This is a genomic window from Pseudomonas sp. TE36184 (assembly GCF_054060055.1).
This window is the reverse complement of sequence record NZ_JBSSCU010000001.1, coordinates 1413394-1432007: the sequence shown is the minus strand read 5'-3', so window position 1 is coordinate 1432007 and position 18614 is coordinate 1413394. Positions and strand designations below refer to the sequence as shown.

Genomic DNA, 18614 nt, shown 5'->3' with positions numbered 1-18614 from the left:
AACACAGGGGGGCGCGAGGATCAGTACTCTTCGGCGTTGCAGGCGTGGCGAGCGGCAAGTATTTGACGTCAAATGATATTTATTTTTCATCGGTCAAGTCCGGTATTTATTGGCCGATAGCGCAGGAGATAACCCCCGATTCCACGCACGGCTGAGGCTACGTCATGTTCAATCACACACTAAAAACAGAACTGGCGGCCAGGAAGGCCGAAGTCACCGAATATCAAGGATTGATCGCTGCGCTTGAACGCTCCATGGCCGTGGTCGAATTCGATCTCAATGGCAAGGTGTTGCGCGCCAATGACAACTTTATGAAAACCCTGGGTTACAGCAGCGCTCAATTGGCCGGCAAGACCCACCGTGATTTTTGCCCGTCGGCGCTGACCAGCAGCCCTGCCTATGCCGAGTTCTGGCAGGAACTCAGGGCCGGCAAGTTCGTCTCGGGCACATTCAAACGCGTGGACGCCCACGGCAAGATCATCTGGCTGGAGGCCAGCTACAACCCGGTGCTGGATGAGCGTGGCCAGGTCGTGAAAGTGGTCAAGTACGCCCTCGACGTCACGCGCAAAGTGGAGCAGGAGGCGGCGACCCGCAGCAAGCTGGCTGCGCTGGACCGGGCGATGGCCGTGATCGAGTTCGACTTGAACGGGCAAGTGCTCGATGCCAACGAGAATTTCCTCGCGGTCATGGGGTATTCACTGACGGAACTCAAAGGCAAACATCACCGTATGTTTTGCGAACCGACCCAGGTCAACAGCCCTGAGTACGCCGACTTCTGGCGGCGCTTGAACAATGGTGAATTCTTCACCGGGCAATTCAAGCGTATCGGCAAGCACGGCCGCGTGGTGTGGCTGGAAGCGAGTTACAACCCGGTGTATGACGGCGACGGCAAGCTGATCAAAATCGTCAAGTTCGCCAGCGACATCAGCGAGCGCGTCGAGAAGTTCGAGGAGGACTCACGCGGTGCTTCCCGCGCTTACCATATCTCCTCGGAAACCGAGCGATTCGCCGAACATGGCACCCAGGTGATCCACGAAACCGCCAGTGAAATGCGCCGCATTGCCGAAAACATCGGCGCCTCGGCACGTCTGGTGGGGCAACTGGGCGATCGTTCCGAGCAGATCACTGCGATCGTCAATACCATTCGCGGTATTGCCGACCAGACCAACCTGCTGGCGCTCAACGCCGCCATCGAGGCCGCGCGCGCGGGCGATCAGGGTCGTGGTTTTGCGGTGGTGGCCGATGAGGTCAGGCAACTGGCGGGGCGTACCAGCCGTTCGACTGCCGAGATTGCCGAGATGATCGGCCTGATTCTGTCGGAAACCCGTGACGCGGTCGCCAGCATGAGCGCGACTCAGGAAGGCGCGCAACGTGGCGTCAGCCTGGCCGACCAGGCGGGTTCGGTGATTCTGCAGATCCGCACCAGCACCAGCGATGCGGTGCAAGCCGTGAGCATGTTTGCGTCAAAGCTGGATGAGTCGGAGGTGGTTCCGAAAACCGCTGTCGGCTGGGTCGGCTAGACGCGCACCCGGGGTCAGTCTCACTCCTCTACATCCATGAACTCTTTGGCCCAGGCCACGTAGCTCTCCGGCAGGGTGTAGGTGTGAGTAAGCTCGGTGGCACTGAGGTTCGAGGTGCTGTGGGTGAGCTGACGTTGGGCGCGCAGGCTGTCGTAGGTGGCCTTGATCGCCGCGAAGTAGGCGCCGTGGCCGGCCACCACGATGCGTACTCCCAGGCTTGCCAGGCGCTGGCTGTCATTGAGTTTCGGGTTGCCGTAGGTCACCAGCATCAAGGGCACCGTGAGTTGTTGCGCAATCTGCTCAAGGTGCTCGAAGTCGCTGACACCCACCATGCAGATCCCATCGGCACCGGCTTTTTCATAGGCCAGGGTGCGTTCGATCACGGCCTCGGTCGGCAACACCTTCGCGTTAGTGCGGGCGATGATGGACAGCTCGGGGTCGACCCGTGCTTCAAGGGCGGCCCTGACTTTGCCGATGCCTTCCTCGATGGAAATCAGATCGGTCGATTTGCGCCCGAACTGCGCCGGCAACAGCGTGTCTTCAATCGTCAGTGCCGCTACGCCTGCGCGTTCCAGCTCCGCGACGGTACGCATGACATTCAGGGCATTGCCATAGCCGTGGTCGGCATCGGCAATCACCGGCAACTGCGCAACGCGGCCGATCCGGGTGGCCTGTTCAGCGAACTCACTCAAGGTGATCAACGCAAAATCGGGTGCCGCCAGTACCTGCAGCGAAGCGACCGAGCCCCCCAGAATGCCGACCTCGAAGCCCAGGTCGGCGGCGATACGCGCCGACATCGGGTCGAACACAGAGGCCGTCTCAACGCACAGTGGCGTAGCAAGCAGTTCACGGAAATTACGACGCAGGGCTGAGTGGGACACTTTGGGCATGATCTTTCCTGGTTCTGGTCATTGTCGACTGACGATCAATGCCTATTCATAGTCGTCAGAGATTACCACGCCACAAAACCCAGGATTATGACGTTTGAGAATGGGCTATGCCCACCGCACATACGGTGGGCGCGAGGTGTGCGCCGTTCAGTCGGCAGGCTGGCTAAGCAGGTTGAAATGACAGGCGCTGCCACCGCGTCGTTTAGCCTGGTACATCGCGTCGTCGGCCCGTGCGAGCAGTTGCTCGACGCTTGCTCCGTCCCATGGATACAGGCTGATGCCGACGCTGATGTGTGTGTTCAGGCGGTGGGCATCGATCATGAACGGCTGGTTGATTGCGCCGATCAATTTATCGGCCAACACCTCGACCTGCCTGGCGTGGTCCATGCCGGTCACCAGGATCGCAAATTCATCGCCGCTCAAACGGCCGACGACATCGGACCTGCGCACCGACTGGCTGAGGCGTTCCGCCACCGCCACCAGCAATTTGTCGCCGCACGCATGCCCATGGGTGTCGTTGACCGCTTTGAAACGGTCCAGGTCGATAAACATCAACGCCAGCGGCTGTTGCTGCTGGGTGGCATGACTCATCGCTTGATTGAGCAGGCTCAGAAACAGGCTGCGGTTGGGCAAGCCGGTCAGTCCGTCATGGAACGCCAGTTGTTGCATGCGCGCACGTTCTTCGTCCATCACCTTGAAGTTGTGCAGGATCGCGATGAAGTGCGTGACCACGCCCTGCGGGTCGAGCACCGGGGTAATGACCTGATTGATCGTACAGTTGGAGCCGTCCTTGCGGCGCTCGACCATCTCACCCTGCCAGGTCAGGCCTGCCATGATGGTCATCCACAGCTCTCGATAGAACGTGGTGGTTTGCCGTCCCGACGACAAAAGGTGCGGGGTTTTGCCGACCAGCTCCAGCTTGGAATAGCCACTCAACAGGCTGAACGCTCGGTTGATCCACACAATGCAACCCGATCTCTCGGTGATCAGCACCGGGTTTGTCGCCGCGTCCAACGCCCTCACCAACACTTGCTGCTCATCTTCGATCATGGTGCCCTCCGACGGAGCCGGTGACGCTGCAAGTCTTGATGCAGGCTAGGGGCAAGGGGCCCGGCGGCTGTTGATGAAAATCAACTTTTGCGGGCACCAACTGATAAAGATCAAGTAGCCGCTGAGCCGGAACGCTCAATCTGAAGGCCTATCCACCGAATCAGATGGCCGCGTGCCGAGGTGCCCCCATGTTGCAGACTCAGCGTTTACTGTTGATTGCCCCTTCGTCCATGACCCGCACACCGGCGTTCGATCGTGCAGCTGCCTTGGCGCGCGCGATGCAGTTGCCGTTGCATATCGTGGCATTCGACTATTTGCAGGCTCTGGCGATCGCCGGGCTGTTTGCGCCCGAACAGATCAATCGGGCCCGGGAAGGGTACCTGGACACCCATCGCCACTGGCTCGCCGAGCAGGCCGAGGTGATGCGCCAGCGCGGGGTCGAGGTCACCAGCGAGGTGGTCTGGGTGCATCATCCTTATGAGGAAATCCTGCATTTCGTCAACGAGATGTCGCTGGCCCTGATCATCAAGGATGCCGAGGAAGAGCCGGCGTTGAAACGGGTGTTCTTCACCCCGCTGGATTGGCAACTGCTGCGCGACTGCCCGGTGCCGGTGCATCTGGTCACCGACTCGCGCCACCCGTTGCCACGTAAGGTGCTGGCGATTGTCGATGTGTTGCGCAGCGAGGAGCAGGACCAGATCTTCAACGACCAGATTGTCGAAGCGGCGGTCAAGCTGGCCGCGCAATGCCAGGCCCAGCTCGAGTTGCTGCATGTGTACGACTGGGCCGCGGTGTATGCCAAGGACATGGGCTTCGGCGCGGTGCCCCTGGCCGCCGGGCTCTATGAGTCGTTGAATGAAGCCCAGCATGAGGCGTTTGCCGCGTTGGCCGAGCGCCAGGGGATTCCCGTCGAGCATCGGCACTTTATCGAGGGCACGCCGCTCTTCAACATTTGCGACTTCGCCCGCGATCACCAGATCGACATCATCGTCATGGGCACCGTACAGCACTGGGGCTTGAACAAGCTGTTGGGCACTACCGCCGAAAGCCTGCTGCACCACGCGCCGTGCAGCATGTGGGCGATCAAACCGACGCGCAGCTGATGAAGGATTGAACCTGGCGCCAGGATCAACCGGTGCCCGACGAGGTGCGAAATGAGCCAATATCAACGTCTGTTGCTGATCACCGACCGTTCGTTGTATCACTCCCCGGCGCTGCTGCGCGCGGTGGCCCTGGCCAAGGCCAGCGGCGCGGCGCTCGATATCCGGGCGTTTATCGAACCTGCGCCGATCATTCATCTGTGGGAAGAACACGTCGATGAGTCGGCTTTTCAGGACTATCTGCACCGCTATCGCGATTGGCTGGTCGACGAAGTCCAGCGCCTGGGCGGTAACGGGCTGAAGGTGACGGTTGAATTGCTCTTCACCACCCACCCTGTGCTGGAGATCCTGCGCACGATCGCCGATCTGAACCCGGACCTGGTGATCAAGGACGTGAAGCTGGAGCCGGTTCTCAAGCGCATATTCATCACCCCGCTCGATTGCCACCTGCTGCGCGAGTGCCCGACCCCCCTACATCTGGTGAGCCAGGCGCGCTACGGTTTGCCCCATCGCGTGGTGGCGGCCGTCGATCCGTTCGAGCCCGGCACGCAGATCAGCGGTCTGAACGACACCATCATTCAGTGCGCCTACTCCATGGCCCTGCAATGCGATGCGCCGCTGCATCTGTTGTACGCCTATGACCTGTCCCCGGCATTCAACGGCGATGCGCCGATGGCCATGGGCGGTTGGAACGTGGACTTCGCCGAAGAGCTGCGCCAGTCGTTGCACCAGGCGTTCGTGACCTTGGCCGACCGTTATGGCGTACCGCCGGAAAGACGGCACTTTGTCATGGGCCAGCCAGTGCCGGTGATTCAGGAGTTTGTCGAGCAATTCCAGGCCGACGTGGTGGTCATGGGGACTGCTCACCGGGTCGGGCTCGACCGACTGATCGGCAGCAACACCGAACGGGCGCTGTATTCGGTGCCGGGCAGCATTTTAGCGATCCGCCAGCCGGGAAACGACGTCAAGGGCTAGCCCGGGCTCTGATCCTTTATTGACAAAGGTCAGAGGCTCGGCGGGCTCACGCCGGATACTGAAAATGTGCGTTGTTGATTTCTTACCGCGATGAATCGAGGGGAAACACCATGAACCGCTACCTGTCCGTTTCACTGTTGGCGCTGGTATTGGCAACGTCCGCCGGGTGCAGTCAACATGTCAAGGAGCTTGAGGCTCGCCTGGACTCTGCGGAAAACAATGCCGCCACGGCGCGCCTGCGCGCTGACGAAGCCTACCTCAAGGCGGAGCAGGCGATGGCGCTGGCCAACCAGGCCCAGCGCACCGCTGACGAAGCCAACGAAAGAGCGATCCATATGCTGACCAGCGCGACCCGCAAATAGCCGCTGCTGCGTGTTATGGGGTCAGCACGATCGCGCCGTTGAACTGCCCGCTGCGCAGGTGCGCGAGTGCCTGATTGGCGTCTTCCAGGGCGAAGCGGGTGATATCGCAGTGGACCGGCGTGTGCTGCACGGTTTGAAAAAACGCTGTGCCGTCCTGTCGGGTCAGGTTCGCCACTGAACGCACGCTGCGCTCGCCCCATAGCAGTCGATAGGGGAAGGCCGGAATATCGCTCATGTGAATCCCGGCGCAAATCACACAGCCGCCCTTGACGGTGGCGGCCAATGCCAGCGGTACAAGCGCTCCGACCGGGGCGAATATCAGGCTGGCATCCAGCAGGTGCGGCGGCAGTTGGTCCGAAGGCCCGGCCCACACGGCGCCCAATGAGCGTGCATAGGCCTGGCCTGCGCTGTCACCCGGGCGGGTGAACGCGTACACCTGTTGCCCGCGGCCCAGCGCCACCTGGATCGCCAGATGGGCGGCCGCACCGAAGCCGTAAAGCCCCAGGTGGGCGGCGTCGGCGGCCATTTGCAAGGCGCGAAAGCCGATCAGGCCGGCACACAACAGGGGCGCGGCTTGAACGTCCGACAGTGTGTCGGGAATCGGCAGGCAGAAGCGTTCGTCCGCCACCGTGTATTCAGCGTAGCCGCCGTCCAGATTGCAGCCGGTGAACAGCGCCTGATCGCAGAGGTTTTCCCGGCCCGATCGACAGAAGGCGCACTCGCCGCAGGTCCAGCCGAGCCACGGCACCCCGACGCGGCGGCCGATCCAGTCAGCCCCGACCGTGGCGCCCACGGCCGTCACTTCACCGACGATTTCATGGCCTGGCACCCGTGGCAGTTGCGCTTGCGGCAACTCGCCGTCGACCAGGTGCAGGTCGGTGCGGCACACGCCACAGGCCAGGACCTTGATCAACAGCTGCCCGCTTCCGGGTGTCGGGATCGGGCGCTGCTCCAGTTGCAGCGGCTGGCCGGGGGTGTGCAGAACCATCGCACGCATGACGAATCTCCAGGTGTTCGGGCGGTAATGCTAGATCGGTCGGCGGCAGCCCGCGACCAGACGCTTGAGACCTTCCAGGTCCAGGATCGTGACGTTGCGGCCGACGATCTGCGCCAACCCCTGGTCGCGCAGGTGCGCGATGCCGCGGCAGATGGTTTCCAGGCGCAAGCCCAGGTAGGAGCCGATTTCCTCACGGCGCATTTTCAGCACAAAGTGCCTGGCCGAATACCCGCGTGAGCTGAAGCGTTGCGACAGGTTCAGCAGGAACGCGGCCAGGCGTTCATCCGAACTCATGTTGCCCATCAGCATCAGCAGGGTGTGATCCTGCACGATTTCACGGCTCAGCAGCCGCGTGAGGTTGTGCTGCAGCGACGGAAGGTTGCGCGCCAGGCTCTCCAGATGGGCGAAGTGGATGGGGCAGACCTCACTGTCCTCAAGGGCGACCGCCGTGCAGGCGTGTGCATCGTCACTGATGGCGTCCAGGCCGAGCATATCGCCGGAGAGTTGAAAGCCGGTCACTTGTTCACGGCCATCGACAGACACGATGCCGGTCTTGAACGAGCCGGTGCGAACCGTATACAGCGAACGCAAGGGGTCGCCGGTACGGAATAAAGCTGCGCCTTTTTTGACCTTGAAGCGTTGCACCACCAACGCATCCAAGTGGGACACGTCCGGACTATCGAGACCGATCGGCAGGCTGCATGCCGACACGCCGCAACCGGAACATGCCGTTTTGGGGGGGATTACCGGTCTGGGGCAGGAGGTGTGCGGCAGCACCGTCGAGCGACCGACTAAACGCAGGTGATGGGCATTCATGCATGCGCTCCGTCCAGGCATGTGCCTGAGTGATAGAGAGAACGAGGAAAATGCGCTGCCAGCGCTTTTGCTCAATATCCCGAGCTCCTGTTTCAATTGAGCTTCAGCGCCGGCTTTAAGACTTGATATACATCAAGCCTCGCGCAGTTGAGGCACCCAGAATCGACGAACGACAATCCACGGGTCGAGCCTTGACGGAGGGGTGTATGAGCGATTTTTTGAGTGCAGAGGAGCTGGAAGGGCTGGACGCGTATTGGCGGGCGTCCAATTACCTGGCGGTTGGGCAGATCTACCTCAAGAGCAACCCGTTGTTACAGACACCCTTGACCCTGGCGCACATCAAACCGCGCCTGTTGGGGCATTGGGGCACCACGCCGGGGCTGAATCTGCTCTATACGCACCTCAATCGGCTGATCAACCAGTACGACTTGAACATGCTCTTTGTCGCCGGCCCCGGGCATGGCGGGCCGGCGGTGGTCGCGCAGACCTACCTGGAAGGCACCTACACCGAGTGTTATCCCTCGGTGGAGCGCAATGCCAATGGCCTGCTGCGGCTGTTTCGGCAGTTTTCCTGGCCCTATGGGATTTCCAGCCACGTTTCGGCGCAAATCCCAGGCTCGATCCATGAAGGCGGCGAGCTGGGTTACTGCCTGGCGCACGCCTACGGCGCGGTCTTCGATAACCCGGACCTGATCGTCGCCTGCGTGATCGGCGACGGCGAGGCCGAAACCGGCCCGCTGGCCGCCAGCTGGCACTCCAACAAATTCATCAACCCCGCGCGCGATGGGGCAGTGCTGCCGATCCTGCACCTCAACGGCTACAAGATCGCCAACCCGACGGTCCTGTCCAGGATCAGCGAAGATGAACTGTCGGCGCTGTTGTACGGCTATGGTTACGATGCGTACTTCGTCGAAGGCGATGACCCGGCGCAGGTGCATCAGGAGCTTGCCCGCACCCTTCACACCATGCTGCTGAAAATCCGCGAGATTCAGCACGCGGCGCGCCAGCCCCGGCGGGCCGAGACGCCGGAGCGCCAGCTGTGGCCGGTGCTGGTATTGCGCACGCCCAAGGGCTGGACCGGGCCGAAATTTGTCGATGGCTGTCGGGTCGAAGGCACCTGGCGCGCACACCAAGTGCCGTTGGCCAACTTTCAGGCGCCGGGGCATGTGCAGCAGTTGGCGGAATGGCTGAACAGCTACCGTCCCGACGAACTGTTCGATGCCGACGGCGCCTTGCTCCCGGAAATCGCCGCGCTGGCCCCCACCGGGCACCGCCGCATGAGCGCCAACCCGCACGCCAACGGCGGGCTGGTATTACGCACGCTCGACTTGCCACGCTTTACCGACTACGCGGTAGCCCTGCCGGCCCCCGGTTGCCTGCGTGCCGAGGCGACCCGGGTATTGGGCAGCTTTTTGCGCGACGTGATGAAAAACGCACAGGGCGCCGCCAACTTCCGCCTGTTCGGTCCGGATGAAACCGCCTCCAATCGCCTGGACGCCGTGTACGAGGTCAGCGCCAAGGCGTGGATGGACCCGTTGGAGGCCGACGACGTGAACCTGGCGGCGGATGGCCGGGTCATGGAGATTCTCAGCGAACACGTGTGTGAGGGCTGGCTCGAAGGCTACCTGCTCACCGGGCGTCATGGCCTGCTGTCGTGTTACGAAGCGTTCATCCATATAGTCGATTCGATGGTCAACCAGCATGCCAAGTGGCTGAAAACTGCGGCCGGCGTGCCCTGGCGCAAGCCGCTGGCGTCGCTCAACTTGCTGCTGACGTCCCATGTCTGGCGCCAGGACCACAACGGGTTTTCTCATCAAGACCCCGGCTTCATCGACCTGGTGGCGAACAAGAAGTCCGACGTGGCGCGCATCTACCTGCCGCCGGATGCCAACTGCCTGCTGTCGGTGGCGGATCACTGCCTGCGCAGCCGCAATTACATCAATGTCATCGTGGTGGGCAAGCAGCCGGAGTGGCAGTGGCTGGATATCGACGCGGCCGTGCGCCATTGCCTGGCGGGCATCGGCCGCTGGGACTGGGCCTGCCGCGATGATCAGGAACCGGACGTGGTCATGGCCTGCGCCGGCGACGTACCGACCCTGGAAACCCTGGCCGCCGTGACATTGCTGCGCGAATACGTGCCGGATCTGCGGGTCAGGGTCATCAATGTGGTGGACCTGATGGTGCTGCAGTCGTCATCGCAGCATCCCCATGGCCTGGCGGATGCCGCCTTCGATGAGTTGTTCACCACCGACAAACCGGTGATCTTTGCCTTCCACGGCTACCCGGCGCTGGTGCATCGGCTGTTGTACAAACGCACCAATCACGACAACTTCCATGTGCGCGGCTTCATCGAGGAGGGCGCCACCACCACCCCGTTCGATATGGCGGTGATCAACAACCTGGATCGCTACCGGTTGGCGTTGGACGTCATCGAGCGCGTGCCCCGGCTGCACGAGCAACGCCACACCGCGCAGGCGCGCTACTGGGCGATGATGGAGAAACACAAGCTGTACCTGATCGAACACGGCGAAGACCTGCCCGAGGTGCTGAACTGGCAATGGACCCCGGCCGGCTAGGGGCTACTTGTTCTTCCAGTACTTCTGCATTTCCAGGAACAGAAAGGACGCCGTCCACGTGATCAGCACCAGACCGGTCAGCGCTTGCAGGCCGGTCAGGAACTTGATGTGGCCCATGGGGGTGATGTCGCCGAAACCGATGGTGGTGTAGGTCGTGAAGGAAAAGTACACGCAGTCCATGAACGAGCCATCGAACTGGCCCGACAGGCTGCCCCACTCGCCGTCGCGTGTCATCAGGTAATAGACCAGGGCGAAGCACCAGACTTCGATCGCGTGGGCGAGCAGGGCACCGAATACTCCGATGACCATCCTGAAGCGGCTCCAGACCTTGAGCCGCGGCAACCAGTCGTTCAGGCGCAACAGGCATTCGTAATGAATGACCACGGCGATGATGACCACCAGCGTATTAATCAGCGTGACGGCCAGCATGGCGAGCCTCAGTGCGTGGTTTCAGGGCGACGCTCAACCTGCGGCGACCGGCACGGGTTTCATCGGCAGCAGCGCGGGGAAGTCCTCTGGGGTCAGGCTTTCCTTTTCCATCAACAGGTGCGCGCCGGCCTCCAGGTCGGCGCGATGTGCCTGGAGTAGGCTCTTGGCGCGGGCGTAGGCCTCGTCGAGCAGGCCGCGTATACACAGGTCGACTTCCCTGGCGGTCTGTTCCGAATAATCTTTCTGCCCCGTACTCTGCATCTGCTCACCCAGGTAGGTCATGTTTTGTCGCTCCAGCACCGACTGCCCCAGTTCGGCGCTCATGCCGAAGCGGGTCACCAACTGCCGGGCGATATCGGTCGCACGGGCCAGGTCATCGGCGGCCCCGGTGGACGTCTGAGCATATATCAGAAATTCGGCGGCGCGGCCGGCCATCAGCACGACGATGCGGTCCTTGAGCATCTGGCAACTGATCAGGAAGTGGTCCTCCGTCGGGCGCTGCAGCGTGTAGCCCAACGAGCCAATGGCGCGCGGCACGATGGACACCTTGTGTACTGGGTCCATGGCCGGCAGGTGGCTCGCCGCCAGTGCATGGCCCATCTCGTGGTACGCCACCACCTGGCGTTCTTCGGGGCGCAGCACGCTGCTCTTGCGTTCGATGCCCGCGATCAGGCGTTCCACGGCCGCAGTGAAGTCGTCCAGGCCGACCGTGTCGGCGCCACGGCGGGTGGCGACAATCGCCGCTTCGTTGACCAGGTTCGCCAGGTCGGCGCCGGTGAAACCGGTGGTGATGTCGGCAATGCGCTCGCTGTCGAGGGCCTTGTCCACGGTGATTTTCTGCAGGTGAACCTTGAGAATCGCCTGCCGCCCCTTGCGGTCAGGGCGATCGATCAACACCTGGCGGTCGATCCGGCCGGCGCGCAGCAGCGCCGGGTCGAGAATCTCCGGGCGATTGGTCGCAGCGAGCAGCACCACGCCCTCGCGGGGATCGAAGCCGTCCAGTTCGGCCAGGAGCTGGTTGAGGGTCTGTTCCTTTTCGTCATTGCCGCCGAACACGCCGACGCCACGCATCTTGCCCAGGGCATCCAGTTCATCGATGAAAATGATGCACGGCGCCGCTTGGCGCGCCTGTTCGAACAGATCGTGGACCCGCGCGGCGCCGACGCCGACGAACATCTCGACGAATTCCGAGCCCGAGATCGAGAAAAACGGCACCCCGGCTTCGCCGGCGATGGCTTTGGCCACCAGGGTCTTGCCGGTGCCCGGCGGACCGACCAGCAGCGTGCCTTTGGGAATATGCGCGCCCAGCCGTGCGTACTTGGCCTTGTCCTTGAGGAACGAGACGATCTCCACCAGTTCGGCCTTGGCTTCGTCGATGCCGGCGACATCCGCGAAGGTGATCCCGGTATCGCGCTGGACAAACACCTTGGCCCGGGACTTGCCGATGTTCATCAGCCCGCCCAGGCCCTGTTTTTCCGCGACGCCGCGAAACAAAAAGTGCCAGACCACCATGATCAGCATAAAAGGCAGCAGCCAACCCAGCAGGCCGCTTAAAAAGGTATTGTCAGTGACCCCGGTGAAGCTCGCGCCCGACTGCGCCAGGCTGGTGGCCAACGTCGGGTCGACCCGCACCGTCGTGAACAGGTTATGGCCGTCGATCGGCACTTGCAGCTTGCCGCTGATCTGGTCTTTCTCGACCTGCAGGTCGCTGACTTTCTGCTCGTTCAGCAACTGCAGAAACTGACTGTACGGGATGCTTTGCACCACGCGGTGTTCCGTCCATAGAAACTGCACAACGGTGAACACGACAAACGCGGTCAGAAAGTAAGACAGGTTCCACTGATGGTTCTTTTTCATGACCTTGACTCAAAAAAGGGCACGCAAGGCAGACACAAACGTTGAATGCCCCAGTCGGCGCACTGGAGCATGCATCACCTCAGGCGAGCAGCAGGTGATCTTCCACCCGCGTGACGCCCGGCACCGACCAGGCTGCCCGTTCTACGAGCTTGCGCTCGCGCCACAGGTGAACCTTGCCGTCGAGCCGGACCACATCACCGTCGACCCTGACATGAATGTCCTTGGCGTCCACTTCAGCGTTGCGTTTGAGCGCATCTTCGATGCGTTTGCGGATATCGACGATGTCTACCCGCGGGCTCAGGGTCAGCCGATTATCCACCCCAAGCACGCCGGACAGCTTGCGCACCGCCTTCTCTACGGTTTCCTTCTGGTACTGCCAGTCGACTTCGCCTTCGAGGGTGATCCAGCCGTTCTGAACGATGACCTTAACCGCATTCGCCGGTACGTCGGCGCTCCAGTTGATGATGCTCAGGGCGCGGGAGGCGATGGTGTCGTCCGCGGTACCGGCGCCTTTGTGCAGGCGCACCTGGATCTCCTCGGCGACTGCGCGCACGCCTTTGATGCCTTTTACCGCGTGCTCGGCGCAGACCTTCTGTTCATAGCTACTGACATGTCCGGTGAGCGTGACAACGCCGTTTTCCACGGCAACACCGATGCTGGCTGCATCGATCTGCGGTTGGAATTCAAGCTCTTCCATAATGGCTTTGCGCAAACTCAAGTCGCTCATGATGGTGTCCTCAATCGAATTCGTGGCTGATGACGGGCCGAGAGTGGCCAGTCACTGGTTTCTACGCTCGAACCACGGAAAATCATTGAGCTATATCAACAAGGCCTGAGTGATTCACTCATTGTGTGAAAGCCAGCCATTAGTTGACAAAGATCAGAGCGCGCGCCCTATGGCGCCAGATACTTGACCGACGGTTTTCAGTCACAACAACAGGGCACCACGCTACTCGCTAGGACGTCGGGTTGCTGTCAGGTGATTACATGCGCCCAGGCCGAGGTATCTAATGCTGCCACTCAAACGTATTTTATTGATTGCACCCTCGGAGATGACACGCACCCCGGCCTTTGACCGGGCTCAGGCACTGGCCATTGCAACCGGCGCGTTGTTGCACATTGTGGCGTTTGATTATGTCGCATCGCTGGAGGTGGCCGGCCTGTTTGACCATGACGCGATGGCCCGGGCCAGGGAAGGCTACCTGCAGGTCCATCGCCACTGGTTGGAGCAGCAAGTGCGCTTTCAACGGCGTGCGGGGCTGGCGGTCAGCTGTGAAGTGGTGTGGGCCAAACCCAACCTGGTGCACGTGCTGGCGTATGTGAACGACTTTCACGCCGACCTGGTGATCAAGGACGTCCAGCACGTCTCGGCCCTTGACCGGACCTTCCATCAACCCCTGGATTGGCTGTTGTTGCGCGATTGTCCGGCCTGCCTGCACCTGGTCACCGACGCCAGGCACCCCAAACCGTTGAAAGTACTCGCGGCCATTGACCTGTCGCACCTCGAAGAACTGACATACGGGCTGAACGAGCGCGTGCTCGAACTGGCTTCGACATTGGCGCATGTGTGTGATGCCCATCTGCACCTGCTCAATGTCAGCAACTGGTCGGTGGTGGGCGATACCCCCACGAGCGTGCCGACCCAAAGCCTGGATAGCAGTTTGGGCGAGGCGGTCAATGACGCGCAGGTGGAAGCCTTCGATGTGCTCGCCGAACGCTATGGGGTCGAGCAGGAACGCCAACATGTGCTGACCGGCATTCCGCACAAAGTGATCAGCTTGTTCGCCCGGCGCAATGCATTCGACGTGGTGGTGCTAGGCACGGTCTATCGCGACAAGCTTGACCGGCTGATCGGCAGCACCGCCGAGAGTGTGCTGAACCGCACCTCCTGCAGTTTGATGATCGTCAAGCCATCACCCTGGGTTGACTGAAACCACCGATCCCATGAGACCTCAAGGACATAGCCATGCGTATGACATTTCTCGGGGCGGCCGGTACGGTCACCGGCAGCAAGTACTTGCTGGAGCATCGCGACCTGCACGTACTGATCGATTGCGGCCTGTTCCAGGGCTATAAGCAATTGCGCCTGCACAACTGGGACACGTTCCAGCTGCCGGTTCAAGACCTGCACGCCATCGTGTTGACCCACGCCCACCTGGACCACAGCGGCTACCTGCCGGTACTGGTGCGCAACGGCTATCGCGGGCCGGTGTATGCCACGCCGGCCACCTGCGAGCTGGCGAAAATCCTCCTGCGTGACAGTGGCCGCCTGCAGGAAGAAGAGGCCGAATTCGCCAATCGGCATGGTTTCTCCAAGCACGACCCGGCGCTGCCGCTCTATACCGAACAGGACGCCGAGCGCGCGTTGAAGCTGCTGCGGCCGATCGAGCTGCACCACCGGGTCGCGATCGCGCCGGGCTTGACCATCCTGCTGCGTGACGCCGGGCATATTCTTGGCGCGGCGACGGTCGAAGTCGTCGCCGATGGCGTCACGCTGGTGTGTTCCGGCGACCTGGGACGGCCAAACGATCCCCTGATGTTCGCCCCGGAAACCATCGAGCAGACCGATTACCTGCTGGTGGAATCCACCTACGGCGATCGTCGACACCCCGCTGAGCCTCCCGAACAGCAACTGGCGGACGTGATCAACCGCACGGCGCTGCGGCGCGGCATCACCCTGGTGCCGTCGTTTGCGGTGGGGCGCGCGCAACTGCTGATGTATCACCTGTATCGGCTCAAACAACAGCACGCGATCCCGGACCTGCCGATCTACCTCAACAGCCCGATGGCCACCGAGGTCACCCGCCTGTACCAGCGTTTTCGCTCTGAGCATCGGCTGTCGCTGGAGGACTGCCAGGGTATGTGCGATGGCACGCACTTTGTGTGTTCCGTGCAACAGTCGATTGACCTGGACCAGCAGCGCACCCCCGCGATCATCATTGCCGCCAGTGGCATGGCCACCGGTGGGCGGGTGCTGCACCACCTCAAGGCGCTGGCGCCCAACCCGCTCAACACCCTGTTGGTGCCAGGCTTTCAGGCCGGCGGCACACGTGGCGCGCAGATTGTCGCGGGTGTGCCGTCGGTGCGTATCCACGGTCAGGACGTGCCGATCAACGCCGAGGTGGTGCCGATGCAAACCCTGTCCGCACACGCCGATGCCGATGAAATCATGCAGTGGCTGCGCGGCTTCAAGCGTGCGCCGAAACACACCTACGTCGTACACGGCGAGCCGAACGCCTCGGACGTGCTGCGGCGGCGCATCAGCCAGGAACTGGGCTGGTCGGTGTCGGTGCCAGAGTATCGGGACAGTGTCGAACTGCCGGCGGTCGCGCAGCCTTTGCCGGTCTAGCGCCAAAAAACGCGCCTGAATCACCGCTCCCGCGCCAAGGATGGGTACTTTCCGACCTGCTGAAAAACATCGCAACCGGATACGCTTTGGCTGATTGAGACTTTTGAAAAACTCTGGAGCTTTTTTATGAATACCGATGAAAAGCTTAGGCAACAGGTGATCGAAGAACTGAATTGGGACCTGGCACTTAAAGCCGATCAGATTTTGGTTCAAGTGTCCGATGGCATCGTCACGCTTTCCGGCAATGTCGCCAGTCACGCCGAGCGCTGGCACGCGGAACAGGCGGTCGCACATGTCGCCGGTGTCGTGGATCTGCTCAACCAGATCGATGTCGTGCTGCCTTCCAGTCATGTGCGGACCGACAGTGATCTTGTCGCGGCCGCCGTTTCCGCATTGCAATGGAATACCTCGCTGGCGGACCACCGCGTCAAAGTCAGCGTGACCGATGGCTGGTTGGTGCTCAGCGGAGAAGTGGATTCTGAGCATCAGCGCCAGACGGCCGGCTATGCGGTGCGTTATCTGCAAGGGATCAAGGGGATCAGTAACGATATCGTCGTCAAGGCCCACGCCTCTGCGCAAACCATCAAGACCGATATCGAATCAGCGTTTCGCCGCAAGGCGATCATCGACGCCCACGCTATCGACGTGCGTGTGGAGGGTGGGGAAGTCACGCTCTCGGGGGTTGTCGGATCGCTCCCGGAGCGGGATATGGCGCGGTTGACGGCATCGGGCACTGCGGGTGTGCAGAAGGTTGTCGACAATCTGATGGTATCGCCCAGCGGCCTTGAATCGCCGGGTTCGACATAACCGTCCGCGATTACCCGCCGATGAGTCCATTGCGTTTGTCATTGGCAGCCGCCGAGAGTGTTTTTTCGCCGGCTGCCAGGGCGATGCGGGCGAGTTCGGGAATCGACCTGGCTTCGGTCCTGCTCATGATCGACGCTCGGTGCTTTTCCACTGTCCGTTGACTGATCCCCAGGTTGGCAGCGATGTTTTTGCTCGGATGACCGTCCAGCACCATCGCCAGAATCTGGCGCTGCCGTGCGGTGAGGTGGTTGATATGGTCAATCGCAGCCTTGCGAAGGACCTGGGAACTCTCGGTTGCGACTTGGCTGGCCAACGCTTTCTTCACGCTGGTTAACAGCTGCTGATAACGAAACGGCTTTTCAATGAAGTCGCATACCCCAGCCTTCATCGCATCGACGACATCGGCAACGCGGCTGTTGCAACTGATCATCAGAACGGGCAACTCGTCGCCCTGTGCTTTAAGACGGGCCACCGTCTCAAGCCCGCTGATGCCCGAGCGGCGCGCATCAATGATCAGGCAGCCCGGTTGGTCAGCGGTATAACTGTCGAGAAACTGCTCGGCAGCGCCGTAGTCGCGCACCAGGTAACCTTCCGACTCCAATAGCGTGCGCAAGTCGCTGCGCAGCGCGGCGTCGTCGTCCACCACGTAAATGACGGGTTGGCGCGACGGGGGCATGGCGTGAACAGCGTGTACTTCGGCGTGTGTACTCAATGCACTGGCGAGGGTGACGCGCAGCAGGTTCAGGCTCACCGGTTTGCGAAGGAGCATGCAGTCGGCGGTCAGGGCGGACTGGGAAACCTGCTTTTTCGTCTCGGCGGTCAATATGACCGCGGGTGTGGCTCGACTGAATTGATCGCGAATCTTTTGCACCAGTTGGACGCCGTCCGAGGACCGCTCGAGCACGTGCTCGGTCAAGATCAGGTCCGGTTGAATGCCCGAGCGCGCGATCCATTCCAACGCGGCGACACTATCGCGGACCGCTGCCGTTCGATAGCCCAGTGCCCCCAAACCGCAACTGAGCATATCGCCTAGCAGGGCGTCCGGTTCCACGATCAACAGCAGGCACGTGCGAGCCATGCCCAGCGCTCGAGCGTTCTGTTGTCTGCGCGCGCCGGGCTGAGCGACTGACGGCGATAACGGCGCGCTGATGGAGATCAGCGTCGCGCGTTCGTCAGCGGTTTTGACCTGTAGCTGTAAACCCAGCATCGCGCTGAACTCCGCTATCGAGCGAAGGGCAGGCTTGCCACAGGCACCCGGCAGCGAAGCCTCATAGACAGGCATCGACACGATACGCAAGGCGTCGTCGCGGCTTTTGCAGCCCGCGAACCACAGCTCGATGCTCAGCCACTCCGCGTGGCGCCTGCAGCCCAGTGTCAGGCGTAGCGTACTGGTACTGTCCATGATGTTGGCAAGCAGACCGCTCAAGAGTTGCCTGAGGCAATCGGGAAGGCTCCTGACCCACGACGAACACGGCACGATTCGCAGGTTGCGGTGCTGGGCGGCGGCCAACGGCAAAAAGTCTTGAGCCAATGCCTTGAAGAGGGCCTGTATGGGGAAATCCACCGCTGCGTGGCGATCATAGTCTGTCGCGGGTGCGGGTTGGTCGAGCCCGAATCGACTCAACAATTTCTCCAGCGTGGCATCCAATTGTTCAAGCACCCTGCGCGCCGGTGTCGCGGGGTCGAATTCACAGGCCTCAAGCTGCCCGACGATGAGTGAAACCAATTGCGCGGTCTGGCGAAGTTTCTGATCGATGCCGCCCAACCGTTCAGCGGGGAGGGGACAGTAGGCCGATGCCGGGCCTGATGCCTGACGTGGCAACACCTCTTCCGACATGGATTGCTTGACTTGCATGATTACCCCTCCTGGCAAGACGCAAAGTCGT

General features: G+C 61.5%; 16 protein-coding genes and 1 pseudogene. 9 read left to right on the top strand and 8 right to left on the bottom strand.

Annotated features, from left to right (window positions below):
* Positions 1-164: 164 nt before the first annotated feature.
* Both ACVWZP_RS06305 and ACVWZP_RS06300 read left to right on the top strand, forming a co-directional pair.
* Positions 165-932: pseudogene (locus tag ACVWZP_RS06305) on the top strand (PAS domain-containing protein); the annotation flags it as partial.
* 93 nt (positions 933-1025) lie between these two features.
* Complete coding sequence (locus ACVWZP_RS06300; protein ID WP_372340279.1) at positions 1026-1520, top strand: methyl-accepting chemotaxis protein; 495 nt, start codon at positions 1026-1028, stop codon at positions 1518-1520.
* Positions 1521-1540: 20 nt separating this feature from the next.
* On the opposite strand, the gene ACVWZP_RS06295 is transcribed toward ACVWZP_RS06300, so the two are convergent.
* Positions 1541-2410 (bottom strand): isocitrate lyase/PEP mutase family protein, encoded by an 870-nt coding sequence (locus ACVWZP_RS06295; RefSeq protein ID WP_046383376.1) that lies wholly within the window; start codon positions 2408-2410, stop codon positions 1541-1543.
* A 147-nt stretch (positions 2411-2557) separates the two neighbouring features.
* Complete coding sequence (locus ACVWZP_RS06290; protein ID WP_017845750.1) at positions 2558-3460, bottom strand: GGDEF domain-containing protein; 903 nt, start codon at positions 3458-3460, stop codon at positions 2558-2560.
* Positions 3461-3648: 188 nt separating this feature from the next.
* On the opposite strand from ACVWZP_RS06290, the gene ACVWZP_RS06285 reads away from it, so the two are divergent.
* The 3 genes from ACVWZP_RS06285 to ACVWZP_RS06275 all read left to right on the top strand — a co-directional run bounded on the left by ACVWZP_RS06285 (position 3649) and on the right by ACVWZP_RS06275 (position 5897).
* Positions 3649-4563: a universal stress protein gene (locus ACVWZP_RS06285; protein WP_017845751.1), complete on the top strand. Its 915-nt coding sequence runs from the start codon at positions 3649-3651 to the stop codon at positions 4561-4563.
* A gap of 51 nt (positions 4564-4614) precedes the next feature.
* Complete coding sequence (locus tag ACVWZP_RS06280) at positions 4615-5535, top strand: universal stress protein (RefSeq protein WP_457369569.1); 921 nt, start codon at positions 4615-4617, stop codon at positions 5533-5535.
* A gap of 110 nt (positions 5536-5645) precedes the next feature.
* On the top strand, positions 5646-5897 hold the full coding sequence (locus tag ACVWZP_RS06275; protein WP_017845753.1) for an Lpp/OprI family alanine-zipper lipoprotein: 252 nt from the start codon (positions 5646-5648) through the stop codon (positions 5895-5897).
* 13 nt (positions 5898-5910) lie between these two features.
* On the opposite strand, the gene ACVWZP_RS06270 is transcribed toward ACVWZP_RS06275, so the two are convergent.
* Together ACVWZP_RS06270 and ACVWZP_RS06265 are read right to left on the bottom strand one after the other, a co-directional pair.
* Entirely contained in the window at positions 5911-6894 is a 984-nt protein-coding gene (locus ACVWZP_RS06270; protein ID WP_079443758.1) for a zinc-dependent alcohol dehydrogenase family protein, read from the bottom strand.
* Positions 6895-6924: 30 nt separating this feature from the next.
* Entirely contained in the window at positions 6925-7710 is a 786-nt protein-coding gene (locus tag ACVWZP_RS06265) for a helix-turn-helix domain-containing protein (protein WP_079443759.1), read from the bottom strand.
* 206 nt (positions 7711-7916) lie between these two features.
* On the opposite strand from ACVWZP_RS06265, the gene ACVWZP_RS06260 reads away from it, so the two are divergent.
* Entirely contained in the window at positions 7917-10286 is a 2370-nt protein-coding gene (locus ACVWZP_RS06260; protein ID WP_301556231.1) for a phosphoketolase family protein, read from the top strand.
* Between the two features lie 3 nt (positions 10287-10289).
* Here ACVWZP_RS06260 and ACVWZP_RS06255 read toward each other — a convergent pair whose 3' ends face one another.
* From ACVWZP_RS06255 to ACVWZP_RS06245, 3 genes are all read right to left on the bottom strand, one after another.
* Positions 10290-10715, bottom strand: coding sequence for a potassium channel family protein (locus tag ACVWZP_RS06255; RefSeq protein ID WP_046383380.1), 426 nt, complete (start codon positions 10713-10715; stop codon positions 10290-10292).
* A gap of 33 nt (positions 10716-10748) precedes the next feature.
* Positions 10749-12572 (bottom strand): ATP-dependent zinc metalloprotease FtsH, encoded by a 1824-nt coding sequence (ftsH, locus tag ACVWZP_RS06250; RefSeq protein WP_457369568.1) that lies wholly within the window; start codon positions 12570-12572, stop codon positions 10749-10751.
* A 79-nt stretch (positions 12573-12651) separates the two neighbouring features.
* Positions 12652-13299, bottom strand: a complete 648-nt coding sequence (locus tag ACVWZP_RS06245; protein ID WP_457369567.1) for a BON domain-containing protein — start codon at positions 13297-13299, stop codon at positions 12652-12654.
* Between the two features lie 283 nt (positions 13300-13582).
* On the opposite strand from ACVWZP_RS06245, the gene ACVWZP_RS06240 reads away from it, so the two are divergent.
* The 3 genes from ACVWZP_RS06240 (at position 13583) to ACVWZP_RS06230 (ending at position 16728) form a co-directional block, all read left to right on the top strand.
* Entirely contained in the window at positions 13583-14503 is a 921-nt protein-coding gene (locus ACVWZP_RS06240) for a universal stress protein (protein ID WP_457369566.1), read from the top strand.
* A 35-nt stretch (positions 14504-14538) separates the two neighbouring features.
* The gene (locus ACVWZP_RS06235; protein WP_046383383.1) at positions 14539-15921 is read left to right on the top strand and encodes an MBL fold metallo-hydrolase RNA specificity domain-containing protein; all 1383 of its coding nucleotides are present in this window, start codon (positions 14539-14541) and stop codon (positions 15919-15921) included.
* A gap of 126 nt (positions 15922-16047) precedes the next feature.
* Complete coding sequence (locus tag ACVWZP_RS06230; RefSeq protein ID WP_017845762.1) at positions 16048-16728, top strand: BON domain-containing protein; 681 nt, start codon at positions 16048-16050, stop codon at positions 16726-16728.
* Positions 16729-16738: 10 nt separating this feature from the next.
* Here the strand turns inward: ACVWZP_RS06230 and ACVWZP_RS06225 are convergent, their stop codons facing one another.
* The gene (locus tag ACVWZP_RS06225) at positions 16739-18583 is read right to left on the bottom strand and encodes a response regulator (RefSeq protein WP_457369565.1); all 1845 of its coding nucleotides are present in this window, start codon (positions 18581-18583) and stop codon (positions 16739-16741) included.
* Positions 18584-18614 lie beyond the last annotated feature (31 nt).